Genomic DNA, 17,540 nt, shown 5'->3' with positions numbered 1-17,540 from the left:
TTTGAGCATCAGGACGTGAGGTAGAACAGGAGTTATACCTAAAGTGCGAAATACGAAAAAGCCCGACAGGATGTCGGGCTTTTTTTTATTCGATTTGAATTTGTTTTGCCCAAAACTCAATAAGAAATTGCAGAGATTGGCTGAGCGGTTTGTAGCTTGGCCAAATCGCATGAATTGGCATATCTAACCGATTGGTCGTATCACTAAATGCTAAACGAGCTAAACTTTGCTGGTTAAAATGCGCTTTCACAACAGAAAGGGGGAAATTTCCCCAGCCCAATCCTTGCTCGACCATCTGAATTGCCATCGACAAATTATCAGTCATCCAATAAGTTTCAGAAACTAGAATGCGTGGATCGGGTAAAGCATAATGTTTACTCGCGACAATAATTTGTCTAGGATCATGCAGATCAGTTTAATAAAAGCATTTTTGTTAGATTTAAGCCTGATGGTTCTGATACCTTGTTATACCTTTGTTTATAATTATCTTTTCGACCAGATTTTTGGTTTACCCAGTCATTTGGTAGAGTCGAAAACTGTATCTGTTTAAGTCATTCCTTCATTTGAAATGTATTTTTATCTATGTGTTATTGATCTCAAAATCACAGAATTATTTGAAAAAAGAGCGTATTTATATACGCTCTTTTTGATGGATTTTTAATCTAATTCTGAAAGACAGATTTCAAATTTAGAGACGAATCCACGTCATATTTCTAAACGTATTATTATTCGGGTTTTTCGCATTTATCGTCAGCATTTTACGTGTTTTGCTTAAACGCGCATTCAAACTATATTTATATCCATCATAAGGGTTGATCCATACACCTTGTCCAAATTCTTCATTTAGATTCAGCATTTTAAGATTACTCAGTACTTCCATACCAATAATCGGCTGATTTTTTAAAGCACCAGTACAAGGGGTGCATAGTGTAGGAATCGCATCTTTGCCTTGAGGATACATTTTCACAATGACAGCACTGTATTGTTCAGTTTTAGAATTACGTCTGATCACAATATCAGATAGATAAGAACCACTCCGTTCATCTACCACTTTCCAAGTACCGATCAATGGATCAGTAGGCATGGCGATCGCTGAAAATGAACTACTTAAGCCTAGGAGAAAGGCGAAACTACGAAAGAAATGAGAATTCATAAAATATATTACGTCTAAAGAGAAATGTGTGAGCGGTGAAATTAATCAAAATATTATTATATTATTATTGTAATTAAATTGTAATATCAAATATTTAGGGAGCAATTTTAGCTCCCTTTATTTAGCCTATACGATACAAACGTTCTTTGGGAAAGACAGCGGTAAAGGTTGAGCCTTCGTTTTCTTTGGAGCTAATTTCTAAATGGGCGCCATGTTGCATTAACACATGTTTGACAATTGCTAAGCCTAAACCTGTCCCCCCTGTCTGACGGCTACGTGCGCTGTCAACACGATAGAAGCGCTCAGTTAAACGGGGTAGATGTTTTGGATTAATGCCAATCCCATTATCTTGTACGGTAAAGTAAGCGTGATCGCCATCTTCATGCCAGCCAATCGTAATAATGCCGCCTTTCGGTGTGTATTTAATTGCATTGGTGATTAAATTACTAAACGCACTGGCAATTTCCATATCAGAGCCGATTAAATCACAATGACTGTCGATATCTAAATTTAAAGTATGACCATAATCGAGATTATAAGCACGCGCATCATCAAATAATTGATTCATCAAATTTGCCATATCAATAATTTGATTTTTAGCAACTTTTTTATTGTTCTCTAAATTGGATAAAAGCAATAAATCATTCACCAATGCATTCATGCGTTTGGTTTGTGATTGCATTTGAGTGAAAGCGCGTTTCCAGCGAGGAGTAATGTCATCTTGATCGATAAATGTTTCGATATAACCACTCAGTACGGTGAGTGGTGTACGTAATTCATGAGAAATGTTGTCCACGAAGTCTTTACGCATTTGTTCAAGATTATGTACGCGAGTGGTGTCATACGCCACCAATAAGCGACTTTCCCCACCAAAGCGAGTTAATTTGACTTGTACATAGCGGTCTTCGTCCATTTGAGCCTGTAGACGGATACCATCAGGTGCTTGATCGATATGATTAAAATATTCAATAAAACTGGGTTGACGCAAAATAGCCAGTAAATTACGTCCACGATCTAAAGGATTGATGCCCAATAACTTCTCGGCAGCAGGATTCCACCATTCAATCTGATGTTGGTCATCAATCAAAACGACAGCTTCCGCCAATGCAACCAGAGATGATTGTGCACGATCAATCAAACCTACCATTTCGGCTTGAACAATACGTTCTTGTCGCTGTGCTCGATATACATTAAATAATAATGCACCCCAAATACCGCTTAGATTTGGGGGAACATCATAGGGACGATTTGAAATCCACTCATTGACTAAATACAGTGAGCGGAGTTGGAGTATAAAAAAAACGACGAACGCGACAAAAATACAGCTCCAAAAGTATCCAACCCCGAATCCAATTAAGCTCGCAATCAATAAGAAAAAAAGTAGCAGTCTTAGATCTTGTTTTGCAAACGTCCATAAATTGCTGTGACGGAAACGTTGATGTTCACGTGCCAGTTCAGGGACGGGATAAGGTTCATACATAAAGGATTTTAACCTGCTGCTAAATCAGCTCGTGTAGAAAAACGATAGCCTGTGCCACGTACTGTTTGTACAAAACGATCTACGCCAAAAGGTTCTAAGACTTTGCGTAAACGTCGGATATGCACGTCAATGGTACGATCTTCGATATAGACATTACCGCCCCAAACTTGATCCAGTAATTGTGCACGTGTATATGCACGTTCAGGGTGCGTCATAAAGAAAGCCAATAAACGATATTCGGTTGGACCCATATCGAGAATACTGTTCCCAAAGCTCACACGCTGGCTAACTGGATCGAGCATTAAGCCATTAGCATCAATGACTTTTTCTCCACTGAGCGCATTTGCACGACGTAATACGGCTTTGATACGAGAAACCAATTCACGTGTAGAGAATGGTTTGGTCATGTAATCATCTGCACCCGCATCTAGCCCTTGCACTTTATGGTCTTCTTCACCACGTGCTGTCAGCATGATGACAGGAATTTCAGCTAAGTTTTCATCACGTTTGAGACGACGGCATAGATCTACACCACTGACACCACCCGGTAGCATCCAATCCAGCAAAATAAGAGCAGGACGCTGATCGACGATAATCTGATGCGCTTGTTTTGCATCCTCAGCTTGTAAACATTGGAAGCCTGCCATATCCAAAGAGGTATGGATCATTTCGCGGATCGGTAGCTCATCATCGACAATTAAAATATAGTCATCTTTCACTGCGCAATACCCTTAAAATCTGTAACGGTGAACCGTTTTGTTGTTATGACAGGCTTATTACAAAGATTAATTATGACAATATCATTGCAAAAGAGTTAATAAAGTCGAATTTAGCAATAAATTGTGACAATTCTAAGGCAGAGTAGTGACCAAATAATGACAAGTTGTTTGCAAATAAAATAAATGAATTCATTTGTTTAATACCATCGAAACCTTTTTATTTTGTTTGTCACAAAACTGTAAAAGGATTTTAATTTTTTTGTGAGGTGGTTTCAATAAATGATAAAAACACCGCACAACAAGCAGATAACACATCTTCTAAGGGCTGTTTAAAACCTTCGGAAACCCAACGAATAATAATATGCGTCACATACCCATTTAAACCTGTTGCCATTAATGAAACTTCTTCACCACTTTGGGGTGCATTTGGCATGGTAATCATCATGAATGCTTGAATAATACGATCAAATTGGGTCAAGGTTTCCTGAATCGTGGCTTGATTATGCAGGTCTTGAACCAACATGGCATCGATATAAATAATTCGTGCCATACGAGGGTCATCTTTAATTGCGCTTAATAATGCGGATAAACCTGCCGTGACCATATTCTTAGGTTCAGGTGCAGCCATGAGCACAGCTTGGGTTAAACAATTTTGCATTTTGCCAATCATTTTTAAGAATACCGTTTGGAAAAGCTCCTCACTTTTCTTAAATGATTCATAAAAATAACGCTCAGTCAGCTTCGCTTCATTACAGACATCTTTGACAGTGACCGAAAAAAAACCCTGTGTACCATAGGTCGCAATGCCTGCTTCAATCAATTTCTCGCGGCGAGCTTCTTTGCGTTCAGTTAAAGAGAGACCTTTAAACTGACGCTCTTTCGCTTCGGTATTATTTTTCTTGCGTGTCGCTAGATCTTCAGTTGCCATGGAAAAACCGTTCCCTAAAAAGTCTTTAAATCGTATGTCTAAGATTTATTTGCATTTTAAACAGGTCTTGCGAATTTATAATAACTAAATTTCGTAAAACTTATTTCATCGTGTCTAAACATCTTACGTCATGAAATGTAAATAGACCTAATATGACAAGCAATATGTTGGTTATTGCCATTTGTCTTAAAGCTGTAGTGTACTATATTGACAACATGCATTGTCAAAATTATATTGGTTATAGCTTAAACTGCACATGATCAAGACAAATGTGTGCATATCATTCGAAATACAAAGGATAGGCAATGAAAAATTTTAAAAATAAAGTCGCAGCGATCACAGGTGCAGGTTCTGGGATTGGACAGCAATTGGCAATTTTATTGGCTAAACAAGGTTGCCATTTGTCATTGAGTGATATCAATGAGAAAGGATTAGCGCAAACTGTTGAGTTGGTAAAACAAAATCCAATCAAAGTAACGACCAAATTTCTTGATGTTTCAAACCGTGAAGCGGTAAAGCAATGGGCGCAAGAAACTGTTCAAGAGCATGGCTCAGTGAATATGATTTTTAATAACGCAGGTGTGGCACTTGGCTCAACTGTTGAAGGCGCAAGCTATGAAGACTTAGAGTGGATCGTGGGAATTAACTTCTGGGGCGTGGTTTACGGCACCAAAGAATTCTTACCATTCATTAAGCAAACCAAAGATGGTCATATCATCAATATCTCAAGTATTTTCGGTTTAACTTCGCAACCAACACAATCTGCATACAATGCAACAAAATTTGCAGTACGTGGTTTTACTGAATCATTACGTCAAGAACTTGATATTGAAAAGAGTGGCGTAAGTTCTCTTTGCGTACATCCAGGTGGTATCCGTACCAATATCGCAAAAGCTGCCAAAATGAATGACAGCTTAAAGAGCTTGGGCATGGATCCAAATAAATCGATCAAGCAGTTTGATAAATTCTTACGTACACCGCCAGAAGAAGCTGCACGTCAGATTTTAAATGCAGTGTTGAAAGATAAACGCCGTCTGTTAATTGGAACAGATGCTCGTATTGTGGATTCTTTCCAACGTCTATTCCCGACGGGTTATCAACGTATTGCTGCACTTGCAACGAAAATGATGTAAGTTGCAAGCATAAAAAAGCCATTCTTAGAGAATGGCTTTTTTATTTGAGGATCAAAGAAATTTTTAAATAAGGACTTTGATCTTAGTTTTCTTCCAAACGAACTGATAATAAGAGGCTTGTAATATGCATAAGCAGACAAAAGAAAGTGCATAAGCAGTCCAAATGCCCGTTAAGCCCCATAACGAACTAAACCAATAGGCACAAGGAACTTCAATTAGAATAATAGTGAGAATATTAATCATCATGGGAACATTGACGGTTCCACTAGCTCGCATGATTGAAGCAAAAATAGCACTCGCACCGAAGAATAAAATTGACCACAACACAATAAATAAGAGCTGCTGCCCAAGTTCAATGACGCTGTGATCGGTAATAAATAGAGCCATTAAATATTTGGAAAATAAGTAGGCTAAAGTGATCAAACTGCCCGTGAATATGACATTCATTCCCAAAGCGGTTCGTGTGACTTTGGCTAATAGTTCGGGTTTGCCTGCACCAATCGCCTGCGCGGCAAAAATAGAAGCCGCAATTGAAATAGAGAGAGCTGGAAATTGAATATAGTTGAGTACTTGGTTCACTGCACCATATGCTGCGGTCGCATGTGCACCATAATGATTAACCAAACCAATAATGACTAAGCCTGCCAATGAAGTTGTCACCATTTGGATGCCTGTTGGGATACCAAGCTTTAAGATTAGTTTGCTTAGGTTGCTATCGTGACGAATACTTTTCAATAGACGGGCATCTATTTTCAGTGGATGGTTCTTATAATTGAGATAGAAGCTCAGAAAAATAAGGACTGCGGCATATCCCATGATTGTTGCAACAGCAGGCGCGACAATGCCCAGAGCAGGGAATCCAAAATAGCCTTTGAGCAAAACAGGTGTTACCGCCAAACCAATCAAACTGGTTAGGCTCAATGCAATCAATGGTGTCACACTGTCACCGACACCGCGTAAAATCGAAGTATAAATAATATAGACAAACAGTAATGGACTACCCACCAGCATCCATCGAACATAGGGCAAAGAGAGGTGCATGACTTTAGGATCTGTACCTAATAATTGCAAAATATGCTCGGCAAAGCTCCAACCTAAAACAGCAATAATGCTGCCACCAATCAACGTCATAAATAGGGTAGAGCCAATCACACTTCTGACTTTTTCAAGATTTTGCGCACCCCATGCCTGTCCAATCAGTACAGTCGTTCCCGCGGAGATCCCGATCACAAATGCCAATAAAAAGAAAAGAATTGGGAAGAATACAGACACCGCAGCAATCGCATCTACTCCCATCATTTGACCGACAAAGATGGTATTAATCGTTCCTGATAAGTTCTGTAAAATGTTGGTGGCAATCAAGGGAACCAGAAAAACAAAAAATGTTTTCCAGAGATTGGGTTGCATGACCAAAGGTTGGCGGGGTGTCATTCTATTTCCTTCACGCTTCGCCCAGAAACGTTTCTATTATTTCTTTTTCCACCATACCATCATCGGTCATATTGACGTCATGATTGTTCGGTTTATTTTTGTTGATCAACACTCTGCAAGGATTGCTCCTGCACGTTGTAAAGTCTGATCAGTTTTGGCAAAGCAGAATCGAATCAGGCGTAGTGACTCGGGCGCTTGTTGATAAAAAACGGAAATAGGAATCGCGACAATTTTGTGTTGCTCTGCGAGGAATTGGCACATTTCCACATCATTCAAGTCAGGGCGAATCGCACTATAATCGAGATTTTGGAAATAAGTGCCTTGTGATGCAATAAATTGGAAACGTGAGTTTTGAATTTGGGTATTAAAAAGATCCCGTTTTGCCTGATAAAAGTTTGGGAGTTCCTGAACGTGCTCAGGATGTTGCTGCATATAGTTCGCTAAAGCTATTTGGCAAGGTGTGGTTCCGCAAAAATTGGCAAATTGATATATTTGACGAAACAAACGCATTAAATGTGGTGCTGCAACGCAATAACCCGTTTTCCAACCTGTGACATGATAACTTTTTCCAAAAGAACCGATTACATAACTGCGTTCACGTAATTCGGGGAATTGCAGTGCACTAAAATGTTTTTGTCCATCAAAAATGAGATGTTCATAGACCTCATCAGAGAGCACAACGATATTTTTATCTTGAATGAGTTCAATCAGTTGATGCCAGTCTTGTTCTGACCAAATCGCACCAGTCGGATTATGCGGTGTATTGACGATAATCATGCGAGTTTTTGCATTGATACAATCTTTAACTTTTTGCCAATTCACCTGAAATGTTGGTGCTTCTAAATGGATATGAACGGATTTCCCCCCTGCCAGTTGTACTGCAGGGGCATAGCTGTCATAGCTCGGGTCAAAAATAATAACTTCATCATCTGCATGGATACAGGCTTGAATGGCACAAAAAATCGCAATGGTTGCACCAGGGGTAATGGTAATTTCGGTGACAGGATCGAGTTGCAGTTGATCTCGTTGTAAAAACTGTTTGGCCAGTTGTTCTCTGAGGACTAAAACACCATCTCCCGCAGGGTATTGGTTATAACCTGAAAGCGTGGCTTGGCTCAGCGCTTCAAGCAATGCAGGTGGAGCAGGGAAATCGGGGAAGCCTTGAGACAGATTCAGTGCATTCAGTCGTTGTGCGAGTTCAGTCATCACGCTAAAAATAGTCACGCCTTGGCTTGGGAGTTTTGACTGAAGCTGCAACATGGTTTTTAACCTGATTGATGTTTTATTTTGCATTGATTGTAAGCGAAAGGTGATGCCTTACCAAGTGATTGCCCTTAGAGTAAATGTTGATTTTTACTATTAATTGACTAAGGTTGCAGCTTGATGGTGCCGGTCCGACCTTTACCATTACCGATGAAAAGACAGAACAGACGATCGAAATCGTATTGAATACCTATAGGTCATCTCAGGAACTTAACTTTATTGTCAAGACAGACATTCCTGTAGTTGTTGCTAAAAAGCAAATGTTTGGATTGGTTACACGACAGGCGAAAGAAAAAGTTCATTTTAAACAACTTTCATTGGTACAAGTGAAAGCCTATCTAACTGCATTTTTAAAACAAGATACAGATACTTTGATTCGTTATTATCAAGAAAGTAAACAGCAACTGGCGCAATCTGCATAACGATGAGGAGCAAATTCCCCCATCGTTATGTTGCCATTTACAAAACATTCTCAACCACAGCACGGATTACACCCAGTGCCAAGCCAATAAACGCCCCGACAATCACGCCATTGACGCGGATCATGTGTAAATCACCACCCACCTCACTTTCGATTTTAGCAATCATTTCGCGTGAATCCCACTCGTGGATACGTTCGCTGATATAACGGATGATCTTGTCGCTATATTGTTCGCTAAAGTTGGTTGCCAGACCGACCATTTTTTCATTCAATACTTGACGTACTTTTTCATTCTGAATCAGGCTTTCACCAAGCTGTTGTAATGCCGCCTGTAAATTCGTTGCAATACCAGAATCTGCCTGCATTAAATCCGTTTTAATCGCATCACATAAAATTGCAACAGCACCACTAATAAAGTTCAGCACCTGTGGACTGTCCAGCACATCATCCTTGCTCTGATTTAAGCGCTTGCTGGCTTCACTGTTGCTGTCCGCAAGCTGCAACATCAGATTATGCGTGGTGGTTTCAATGTCTTGTCGCCACGGATGTTCAGGGTTGGCCAGCATGGATTCAACCTTTTCAATCAGTGAGTCAATGGTCCGTTGTTGCACATCAATCCCAATCCAGCTTGCGCCTTTGGCTAGTTTCCAAACACCTAATTCTTGGAACAGTTTACGTGATAGATCTCGTGCCTTTTCAGGATGAGAGACCATCCACTCATGCGCCAGATCAAGACCGCGTTGTAATACATCTTGATGGAAGTCATTTTCCAAAACAGCACGTAACATTTCACTGGCGAGTTTATTGATTTTGGTACTGCGTACCCATTGCACACTATTGTTTTGCACAAAGTGGGCAATTTGATCTTGGCTCACAAATTCAAAAATTTTCGGTACAGTATGTTGAATCATCTGTACGACTTGTTGGTTATTTTGAGGGTTGGCTAGCCATTGACCGACGGCCAAACTGAGGTCAGCATTTTTTAAACTGCGTTCAACAATTTGAGGAGATAAAAAGTTTTCTTGTACAAAACGCCCCATTGATTCTGCAATACGCGCTTTATTCCGTGGAATGATTTCGGTATGGTCACGCAATAGTTTGGGTAAAGGCATTTTTCCAAAAGGATTGCGGAAAAGTACAGTGACAGCGTACCAATCAGCCAGCCCACCAACTACACCTGCTTCCGCACCTAACATAAAAATATGAATGACCCATTTATATTCAGGTAAAAAATGCGCCGCGACCATTAAGCCAATCCATGCTACAACCGCAATGATCAATGCCATAGTGGCGAAGTACTTACTTCTTTGCAGGCTCGGTACGTGAATTTCTTCGACTGAATTCATTGAGTCATCCTTATCAATTTACTTTTTGTTTTGAGGTGGCGCAGGGGGCTGCAACACGTCTCCTGTTGGACTCAATCCGTATTTTTGCCCTAATGATTGCAAAATGAGTTGCGCATCAAAAGCATTAGGTGATTGCTGCTGAGTCTGAAAACACTCGATAGTATACGACACTTGGATTGGATCAAGATTGACCACTTGAGGCATATCATAGAATGGATCAGGCCAAAAGGCAGGATGTCGGCGATAATAACCATATGGGTAATAAGAGGGTGTCGGATAAATCACAGCTTGGCGTTGCGTTTTATGTCGTGCGTTACTTGGATCATCAACAACAGTAAAATAACGGAAACTGTTTTTGACTGTAGTTTGTGCGGCTTTGAGTAAAGTAATTTCTTCTGCTGTACCATAACTCAAATTATTATCTGCTTGGAAACCAATGCGGTAAGTTTTGTTATTCAATGGATAAGCGGTGAATTGACCCAGTTGATCGAAGGTTTTGGGTTTTGATGGAACAGTTGCACATCCTGCCAGTGTTAATGTAACAAGGAGAGGGGCACATATGAATAAAGATTTCATTTTGCAATTCCTATGTTCAATGTCTCAGGAGACGATAGACTTAAAAGCTGCTATTCGGTTCTGTTAAAAAGGTCAGTTCTTCAGGTGTCGAGCTTCGACCTAAGATGGCATTGCGATGTGGATAACGACCAAAACGGTCAATAATCACTTTATGCTTTTTTTCAAAGCTCAAATTAATTTCGTTCCCTAAACGTTGGAACAATTTTAAAGCAAACTCGTGCATTAATTTAGATTCACTATGCATAAATGGCATATATAAAAATGAGCGTTGTTCGGGATTCAGTTGAGCATCGAGTTGTAAACTAATTGCTTCTTGAGCAAGCATCAATGCCATGCTGTCATAGGCAAAAGCTTGCGCTTGATCACGATATAAGTTGCGAGAAAATTGATCCAACACAATGATTTCGGCTAAACGACCTTCTGGTGTGTGTCGCCAAGACCAAAGCTCTGCTTGGATCGCTTGATGGTGAATTATTTGAAATTGGTCGCGAATTTTTGCATCAAATTCATCACTTTTGGCAAACCAAAGTGAACGGTGTTCAGGATTAAACCAAAAATTAAGAATATCCTGTGCTTGCATAGTTCAGTGCTCATGGGAAGATTTATTTTTAATAAAATCACAATTTCAGCATGTCTTATATAACAAGATTGTGATAAAAATTGCCAAACTAAATCAGATGACTAGATCACAATTGTCGTTATAATTGGCAGAATAACCAAGTCGCGACCATTTATGTGGTTGGCTGATCTTAAATAAGCGAGCATATAAATTATGAATCAACCCAGCATACATTCTTCCTCTGTGATACCGACTTGTGTAGATGCTTCGCTATTAAAGGGGATGCTACGCGGCATTGAACGCGAAAGTTTACGTATGCAAAGCAATGGATTTTTATCACAAAAAAATCATCCAGAAGCTTTAGGTTCTGCACTAACACATCCGCATATTACGACAGATTATTCAGAAGCATTGATGGAGTTTATTACTACACCGAAAACAACCATCGCGGCTGCATTAGATGAATTAAGAGATATTCATAGCGTGGTACATCAGCAGCTAGAAGAAGGCGAAAGATTATGGCCACTGTCCATGCCGTGTATGTTGGATGATAATGAAGAAAATATTCGATTAGCACAGTACGGCACTTCTAATATTGGCCGCTTTAAAACCTTATACCGTCATGGTTTAGGTGTACGTTATGGCCGCCGTATGCAAACCATTTCTGGCGTGCATTACAACTTATCTTTCCCGGATCAATTGTTTGCAGTATTGCAACAACATGAAACCAAGCCAGAATTAAAACAACTCAGTTTGCAGGATTATCGTAGCCATCGTTATTTTGGCCTGATTCGGAACTTTATCCGACTTACCCCTTTAGTGATGTATCTGTTGGGTGCAAGCCCATCGGTCTGCCGCTGTTTCCTAACAGGCCGTGAACATCATCTACAGCCACTGGTCAAGGGCACTCTCTATTTACCTGAGGCAACTGCCTTACGCATGGGGCGTTTGGGATACCAAAATTCAGCACAAAAAGAATTGGGCATTCATTATAACGATCTACACGATTATCTTGATGGATTGCAAAAAGCGGTACATACCCCTTATCCTGAATTTACCGATTTAGGTTTAAATGATGAACAGGGTGAGCCGATTCAAATCAATGATCACGTGCTCCAAATCGAAAATGAATACTACAGTCTAGTTCGTCCGAAACAAGTACCACAAGCAGGTGAAACCCCATCACAAGCATTGAAGAATCGTGGTGTTGGCTATGTAGAATTACGTGCCGTAGATGTGAACCCTTATAGTGCGATTGGAATTGATGAAATTTCAGCGGGTTTTCTTGAAAGTTTAGCATTGTATTGTTTATTAAATGACAGTCCTGATTTATTTGCCGATGAACAGGAACAGATTGATCATAATCAAACTGAAGTGGTCAATCGTGGACGTGCAGTAGATGCTAAAATTATAGAAGGTGAAACAATAGTTTCACTGCATGATTGGGCACAGCGTCATTTAAATGCGATTCAAGACTGCGCTACTTTGTTAGATCAAATGGATGGTTCACAGTTATATTCTGAGGCAATCCAAGTGATGCAGCAGCGTTTAGATCATGTTGAGAATACGCTTTCCGCGCATGTGATTAAAGATACTTTGGATAATGGTGGGACATGGAGCTTCGGGAGTGTCATGGCTCAACAACATGTCAATCGTTATGAACAACATCAATTGAGTGCAGAAAGAGAACAATATTTTGCAGAATTAGCGCAAACATCGTTGCAAAAACAGGCGCAACTTGAACAAGATAACGACATCAGCTTTGAACAATATCTTGCGCAATACCGTTAAAATTTTAGAGGACTTCCCATGCGATGGACTTACCGCTTAGTTAGTGCATTATTGGTACTAACGAGTATTATTGGTATCTCGTTTGCGTTGTATTTAGAACATGTGCAAGGTTTAGAGCCTTGCCCACTGTGTATTTTCCAACGTATTGGCTTAATTGGAATGGGATTGATTGCATTAGTCGCATTTATTCATAATCCGATTTCAAATGGTTTTAAACGTTTTTATGCACTATTAGCAACCTTATCCATCGGTTGGTCAGTGGGCGTGGCATCTCGTCATGTTTGGCTACAGCATTTACCACCTGATAAGGTGCCAAGTTGCGGTCCAGGCTTGGACTATTTAGTTGATGCATTGCCAATGAAAGCGGTATTTCAGGAAGTGCTTTCAGGATCGGGTGAATGTGCTGCAATTGACTGGACTTTTTTAGGACAATCACTACCCGTGTGGTCGTTGCTGTATTTTAGTTTGATCTTATTGGTATGTTTGTGGCAGTTGTTTAGACATTATAGTGTTGCTAAATAATAAAAAAGCCAACGATACGTTGGCTTTTTTATTGGATCAAGAAGACTGACATCAGGTTTCTACGATGCCATCTAAATCATCAAAAGTATAATTATTCGGAACATTGATTAAATGTGTTTGGATACCTTCCTCAACGACTTCGTCAACATCGGGATATAACCAACGTGTAATCTGTTCAGCAACACTCGAATGGTACTGAATTTCAAAATGGTTTAAACCATAGAATACGGCTTTATGGGTTTCTGGTAATTTAAGTTGGAAGCGTGGATTTTGATGTTCACCTAGCGCACTGTTCACACTGACCAAATAATCGCCAATGACAGAGAGTGCTTTATTACGCAATTTCTCAAATTCTAAAGTACCTGCGATTAAGAAGGTATTGATATGAGAGGGTAATGGTGCAGGTTTACGATTATCATCAGCAAAGCCAATACGTGCATTATTATGTTCCCAATCGTCATCTCGAACACTGCCATGACGCAAATCTAAAATACCATTACTACGAATGTTGATCAGTTGACCAATTAAGCTAATAAAAGGGAACGCGCCCAATTTATCCTGCAAAATAAAACCAAAGCGTTCTAGCGCCGCACCATGATGTGGCGAACCAATACAAACTAAATTCTCAACCATATGCACCCATTGATAGAGATTCTGTTTGCCATAAAATAGGGCACTACGAGAAACCAAGCCACCCATACTATGTCCGATTAAATCAATGCTGGTGATTCTTGGATTTCGTTGTACTAAATCTTCAAGTACATTGGCAAAGCTTCGACCATTTGCAGAAATACGACGCCCTGTATTGTAGTTCAGATATAACATGGTGTTGTTGTCCCGTTGCGCAAGCAGACGTTCACCAATTCCACCATAACGGCTATTTGACCAGCTGAGATGATTCATACACAGACCATGTGTAAGAATGACAATACGACCAGTTAATTCACCTTGTTGTAATGATCCATAATGATCATAAAGCACCATAGGTAAAGCCATTGGGTTGTGTTGTTTTAAGAAAAAGTCTCCAAAAATCCCGTTTAATGCACCCACCACGAAATGCAGTGTTGGTGTCAGGGGTTTATCATGCAGCACAGGGAATTTTTCAATAATATGACGTAAACTTGGTGCAAGAAAACTGCTACCGTACTTCTGTAATGTGTCATAAGAAAATTGATAAAATTTTTGTAACTGTGGAAGTTTCTGTAAATTTTTAGCTTTTTGTGCGCTTAAACCAAGTGTTGTCCGTAACACTTCTGTTTGCACTAATTGCACCAATTCGTGAACACCACTTAAGCTCGTGCTCACAACTTGCGCCAAACCTTCCAAAACATCTGCCTGACTCGGGGGTGTACTGTCCCATTTGCAGTAGGTTTCATGCAGAGGCGTTAAACTTGGCATATTGATTTCCCCATCCTTGATATATACCGAAGGTTTGAAGTAATTGACTTAATATTCTTTAGATAAACTACAACAAACGCTTACATCTTATGTGTTTCATAAGTAATTTTTTTAGAATACTGATGAACGGAGTGCACTATCGTTTTTTGTGTCAGACAATATCAAGCTTAAATGTAATTTATATTGTTATTTATTTATCTATTAACCTAAATAATGTGATTTATTTGATAATAAGTCAAGCTGTTGTCTATTATGGTGCGTATGCAAATTATTTATTTACATGGCTTTCAAAGCAGCCCCATGTCAAAAAAGGGGCAACAATTAGAACAATATTGCACAAATGTTGAGCATGCTGATGTGCATTTACCTGATTTGAATAAACCGCCTGAACACGTTTTAAGAGATATTTCTAAGCTGATTGAAAGTTTACCACTCGATCAAGTGAGATTGGTTGGAAGTAGCTTAGGGGGATTCTATGCGACATATCTTGTCGCAAAATATGGATGCCCTGCTGTACTGATTAATCCTGCTATGCAACCATGGCAGTTATTCGAAGATTTATTCGGGATTGAACAAATCCCACTCAAAGTCACTGATTCATGGACACTCGATGCCGACCAATTGCAGCAATTACAATCAATTGCTGACACGAAGTTAAAGCATGCTGATAAAATTCTTGTACTGTTGCAACGAGGTGATGAAGTCTTGGATTATCGTCAAGCACAACGTTATTATAATGCAGCACAACCATCTGCATTGATTTTAACCGACGCTGATGGTAATCATGCAATGGATGATTTTGAAGAAAAATTACCTTTCGTACTCCGATTTTTATCGACAGCCCTCTAATAAGGAAGTCAGACCAAGTGACACAATACACGGCACAATCCCTTGAAGTTCTTTCAGGTTTAGATCCTGTTCGTCGTCGTCCCGGTATGTATACCGATACCTCACGTCCAAACCATTTGGCGCAAGAGGTGATTGACAATGCGGTGGATGAAGCACTTGCAGGACATGCCAATCAAATTTGTGTCACGGTCTATGAAGATGGTTCATTGTCAGTCGAAGATAATGGACGAGGTATGCCAGTCGATATTCATCCTGAATATGGACAAAGTGGTATCGAAATTATTTTGACCAAATTACATGCAGGCGGAAAATTTAGTACCGATAATTACCAATTTTCTGGTGGTTTACATGGTGTCGGTATTTCTGTCGTGAATGCTTTATCAACACGCGTTGAGGTTGCGGTACAACGCCAAGGTAACTTGTATCAAATGGCGTTTGAACAAGGTGAACCTGTTGCACCATTATCGGTGTTAGAAGGTAAAGTTGCGAAACGTGCGACAGGAACAACCGTTCGCTTTTGGCCAGAAGCAAAATACTTTGATAGTCCAAAATTTGCACTAAAAGCATTGAAGCATAATTTGAAAGCTAAAGCCGTTTTAGCGGCGGGCTTAAAAATTATTTATGACGATAAAATCAATAATGAAAAAATTGAATGGCAGTTTGAAAATGGTCTAGTCGACTATTTAATGGATGAACTTGAGGATCGAGAGATTCTACCTGATCCTGCCTTTGTCAGTAGTGGACAAGCAGAGCGAGCAGCTTGTGAATTTGCGATCTGTTGGAATGTCGAGGGTGGTGAACAAATACAAGAAAGTTACGTCAACCTGATTCCAACTGCACAAGGTGGTACGCATGTCAATGGATTGCGTTCAGGGGTCACGGAGGCGTTACGAGAGTTTTGCGAGTTACGCAATTTATTACCACGTAATATGAAACTTTCGGCAGAAGATGTTTGGGATGGGGTCAATTTCATTCTATCGCTGAAATTCCAAGAACCTCAATTTTCAGGACAAACTAAAGAACGTCTATCCAGTCGTGAAGCCTCCAATATTGTGCTGAATATTGCCAAAGATGCCTTTGCTTTATGGTTAAACCAACATGCTGAGATTGCAACGCAGTTAGCTGAAATGGCAATTGCTAAAGCTGGGCGTCGCTTAAAAGCAGCGAAAAAAGTGGAGCGTAAAAAGATCGTCTCTGGTCCTGCGTTACCTGGAAAACTGGCTGATTGTGTCGGTTTAACGCGTGAAGACAGTGAGTTGTTTATTGTCGAAGGGGATTCGGCAGGTGGAAGTGCTAAACAAGCGCGTGACAAGAATTTCCAAGCGATTATGCCGATTCGTGGAAAAATCCTGAATACATGGGAAGTATCTTCGGATGAGGTGCTCGCTTCTCAAGAGGTACATGATATTGCGATTGCCATAGGGGTTGATCCGGGTAGCGATGATCTCTCTGAATTGCGTTATGGCAAAATCTGTATTCTTGCCGATGCCGATTCGGATGGTCTGCATATTGCCACCTTGTTATGTGCATTATTTGTAAAGCATTTCCCGACTCTAGTTGAAGATGGTCATTTGTTTGTCGCAATGCCGCCACTGTATCGTATTGATATTGGTAAGGATGTTTATTATGCGTTGGATGATAGTGAACTCGAAAGCATTTTGAAAAAAGTGAAAGGTAATAAAAATCCGCAAATCACTCGATTTAAAGGACTGGGTGAGATGAATGCCAGCCAGTTGCGTGAAACCACGATGGACCCAAATACGCGCCGTTTAGTCCAACTCGATTTGGATGATGCGCATTTTACCGCAGGTTTGCTGGATAAGTTGCTGGCGAAAAAACGTGCGGCTGACCGTAAGCATTGGTTAGAACAGAAAGGCAATTTAGCGGATATTGTGGTTTAAACGATTAGTTAAATGGATGAGTCAGCCAAGCTTGCATGCTTGGCTTTTCTTTATCTAGGGTCTAGCCATA

General features: G+C 40.0%; 15 protein-coding genes and 3 pseudogenes. 7 read left to right on the top strand and 11 right to left on the bottom strand.

All coding sequences use genetic code 11. The annotated features are described in order from the left end of the window. Positions 1-85 precede the first annotated feature (85 nt). Positions 86-415 (bottom strand): annotated as a pseudogene (locus M5121_RS04050) (LysR substrate-binding domain-containing protein); the annotation flags it as partial. Between M5121_RS04050 and M5121_RS04045 the strand changes: the two are divergent. After that, a pseudogene (locus tag M5121_RS04045) lies at positions 404-550 on the top strand (chlorhexidine efflux transporter); the annotation flags it as partial. The pseudogenes M5121_RS04050 and M5121_RS04045 overlap by 12 nt on opposite strands. A gap of 138 nt (positions 551-688) precedes the next feature. Here M5121_RS04045 and M5121_RS04040 read toward each other — a convergent pair. From M5121_RS04040 to M5121_RS04025, 4 genes are all read right to left on the bottom strand, one after another. Further along, positions 689-1,153: a DUF2147 domain-containing protein gene (locus M5121_RS04040; protein ID WP_249570429.1), complete on the bottom strand. Its 465-nt coding sequence runs from the start codon at positions 1,151-1,153 to the stop codon at positions 689-691. 121 nt (positions 1,154-1,274) lie between these two features. Beyond that, positions 1,275-2,633: a phosphate regulon sensor histidine kinase PhoR gene (gene phoR / locus M5121_RS04035; protein ID WP_004659791.1), complete on the bottom strand. Its 1,359-nt coding sequence runs from the start codon at positions 2,631-2,633 to the stop codon at positions 1,275-1,277. Positions 2,634-2,641: 8 nt separating this feature from the next. Beyond that, positions 2,642-3,352, bottom strand: coding sequence for a phosphate regulon transcriptional regulator PhoB (phoB, locus tag M5121_RS04030; RefSeq protein ID WP_004659793.1), 711 nt, complete (start codon positions 3,350-3,352; stop codon positions 2,642-2,644). A 250-nt stretch (positions 3,353-3,602) separates the two neighbouring features. Then, entirely contained in the window at positions 3,603-4,280 is a 678-nt protein-coding gene (locus tag M5121_RS04025) for a TetR/AcrR family transcriptional regulator (RefSeq protein WP_087543540.1), read from the bottom strand. Between the two features lie 305 nt (positions 4,281-4,585). On the opposite strand from M5121_RS04025, the gene M5121_RS04020 reads away from it, so the two are divergent. After that, the gene (locus M5121_RS04020) at positions 4,586-5,413 is read left to right on the top strand and encodes an SDR family NAD(P)-dependent oxidoreductase (protein WP_249570428.1); all 828 of its coding nucleotides are present in this window, start codon (positions 4,586-4,588) and stop codon (positions 5,411-5,413) included. Positions 5,414-5,476: 63 nt separating this feature from the next. Here the strand turns inward: M5121_RS04020 and M5121_RS04015 are convergent, their stop codons facing one another. Further along, complete coding sequence (locus M5121_RS04015) at positions 5,477-6,844, bottom strand: MATE family efflux transporter (RefSeq protein WP_087543542.1); 1,368 nt, start codon at positions 6,842-6,844, stop codon at positions 5,477-5,479. Positions 6,845-6,949: 105 nt separating this feature from the next. Then, positions 6,950-8,104 (bottom strand): methionine aminotransferase, encoded by a 1,155-nt coding sequence (locus M5121_RS04010; protein WP_249570427.1) that lies wholly within the window; start codon positions 8,102-8,104, stop codon positions 6,950-6,952. A 113-nt stretch (positions 8,105-8,217) separates the two neighbouring features. Here M5121_RS04010 and M5121_RS04005 point away from each other — a divergent pair. Further along, positions 8,218-8,529 (top strand): annotated as a pseudogene (locus M5121_RS04005) (hypothetical protein); the annotation flags it as partial. Positions 8,530-8,566: 37 nt separating this feature from the next. On the opposite strand, the gene M5121_RS04000 reads toward M5121_RS04005, so the two are convergent. From M5121_RS04000 to M5121_RS03990, 3 genes are read right to left on the bottom strand one after another with little or no spacing between them, the layout of a single operon-like run. Continuing rightward, a complete protein-coding gene (locus M5121_RS04000; RefSeq protein WP_249570426.1) occupies positions 8,567-9,874 on the bottom strand; it encodes a DUF445 domain-containing protein in 1,308 nt (435 codons plus the stop codon). A gap of 18 nt (positions 9,875-9,892) precedes the next feature. Next, the gene (locus M5121_RS03995) at positions 9,893-10,450 is read right to left on the bottom strand and encodes a CC0125/CC1285 family lipoprotein (RefSeq protein ID WP_249570425.1); all 558 of its coding nucleotides are present in this window, start codon (positions 10,448-10,450) and stop codon (positions 9,893-9,895) included. Between the two features lie 40 nt (positions 10,451-10,490). Beyond that, positions 10,491-11,030 carry a DUF924 family protein gene (locus M5121_RS03990; RefSeq protein WP_004659809.1) on the bottom strand — a complete coding sequence of 180 codons (540 nt, stop codon included), beginning with the start codon at positions 11,028-11,030 and terminating at the stop codon, positions 10,491-10,493. A gap of 192 nt (positions 11,031-11,222) precedes the next feature. On the opposite strand from M5121_RS03990, the gene gshA reads away from it, so the two are divergent. Continuing rightward, positions 11,223-12,800: a glutamate--cysteine ligase gene (gshA, locus tag M5121_RS03985; protein ID WP_249570424.1), complete on the top strand. Its 1,578-nt coding sequence runs from the start codon at positions 11,223-11,225 to the stop codon at positions 12,798-12,800. A gap of 18 nt (positions 12,801-12,818) precedes the next feature. Next, the gene (locus tag M5121_RS03980; RefSeq protein ID WP_005156976.1) at positions 12,819-13,322 is read left to right on the top strand and encodes a disulfide bond formation protein B; all 504 of its coding nucleotides are present in this window, start codon (positions 12,819-12,821) and stop codon (positions 13,320-13,322) included. 51 nt (positions 13,323-13,373) lie between these two features. Here M5121_RS03980 and M5121_RS03975 read toward each other — a convergent pair whose 3' ends face one another. Continuing rightward, a complete protein-coding gene (locus M5121_RS03975) occupies positions 13,374-14,720 on the bottom strand; it encodes a PGAP1-like alpha/beta domain-containing protein (protein WP_249570423.1) in 1,347 nt (448 codons plus the stop codon). 261 nt (positions 14,721-14,981) lie between these two features. Between M5121_RS03975 and M5121_RS03970 the strand changes: the two genes are divergently transcribed. Then, a complete protein-coding gene (locus M5121_RS03970) occupies positions 14,982-15,569 on the top strand; it encodes a YqiA/YcfP family alpha/beta fold hydrolase (RefSeq protein ID WP_249570467.1) in 588 nt (195 codons plus the stop codon). A 17-nt stretch (positions 15,570-15,586) separates the two neighbouring features. Continuing rightward, positions 15,587-17,470, top strand: a complete 1,884-nt coding sequence (parE, locus tag M5121_RS03965) for a DNA topoisomerase IV subunit B (RefSeq protein ID WP_249570422.1) — start codon at positions 15,587-15,589, stop codon at positions 17,468-17,470. Positions 17,471-17,540 lie beyond the last annotated feature (70 nt).

This window comes from Acinetobacter sp. ANC5681, from assembly GCF_023488045.1.
Lineage (GTDB): Bacteria > Pseudomonadota > Gammaproteobacteria > Pseudomonadales > Moraxellaceae > Acinetobacter.
Note: the sequence above shows the minus strand (reverse complement) of the source record. Positions and strands in the feature narration are given on the sequence as shown.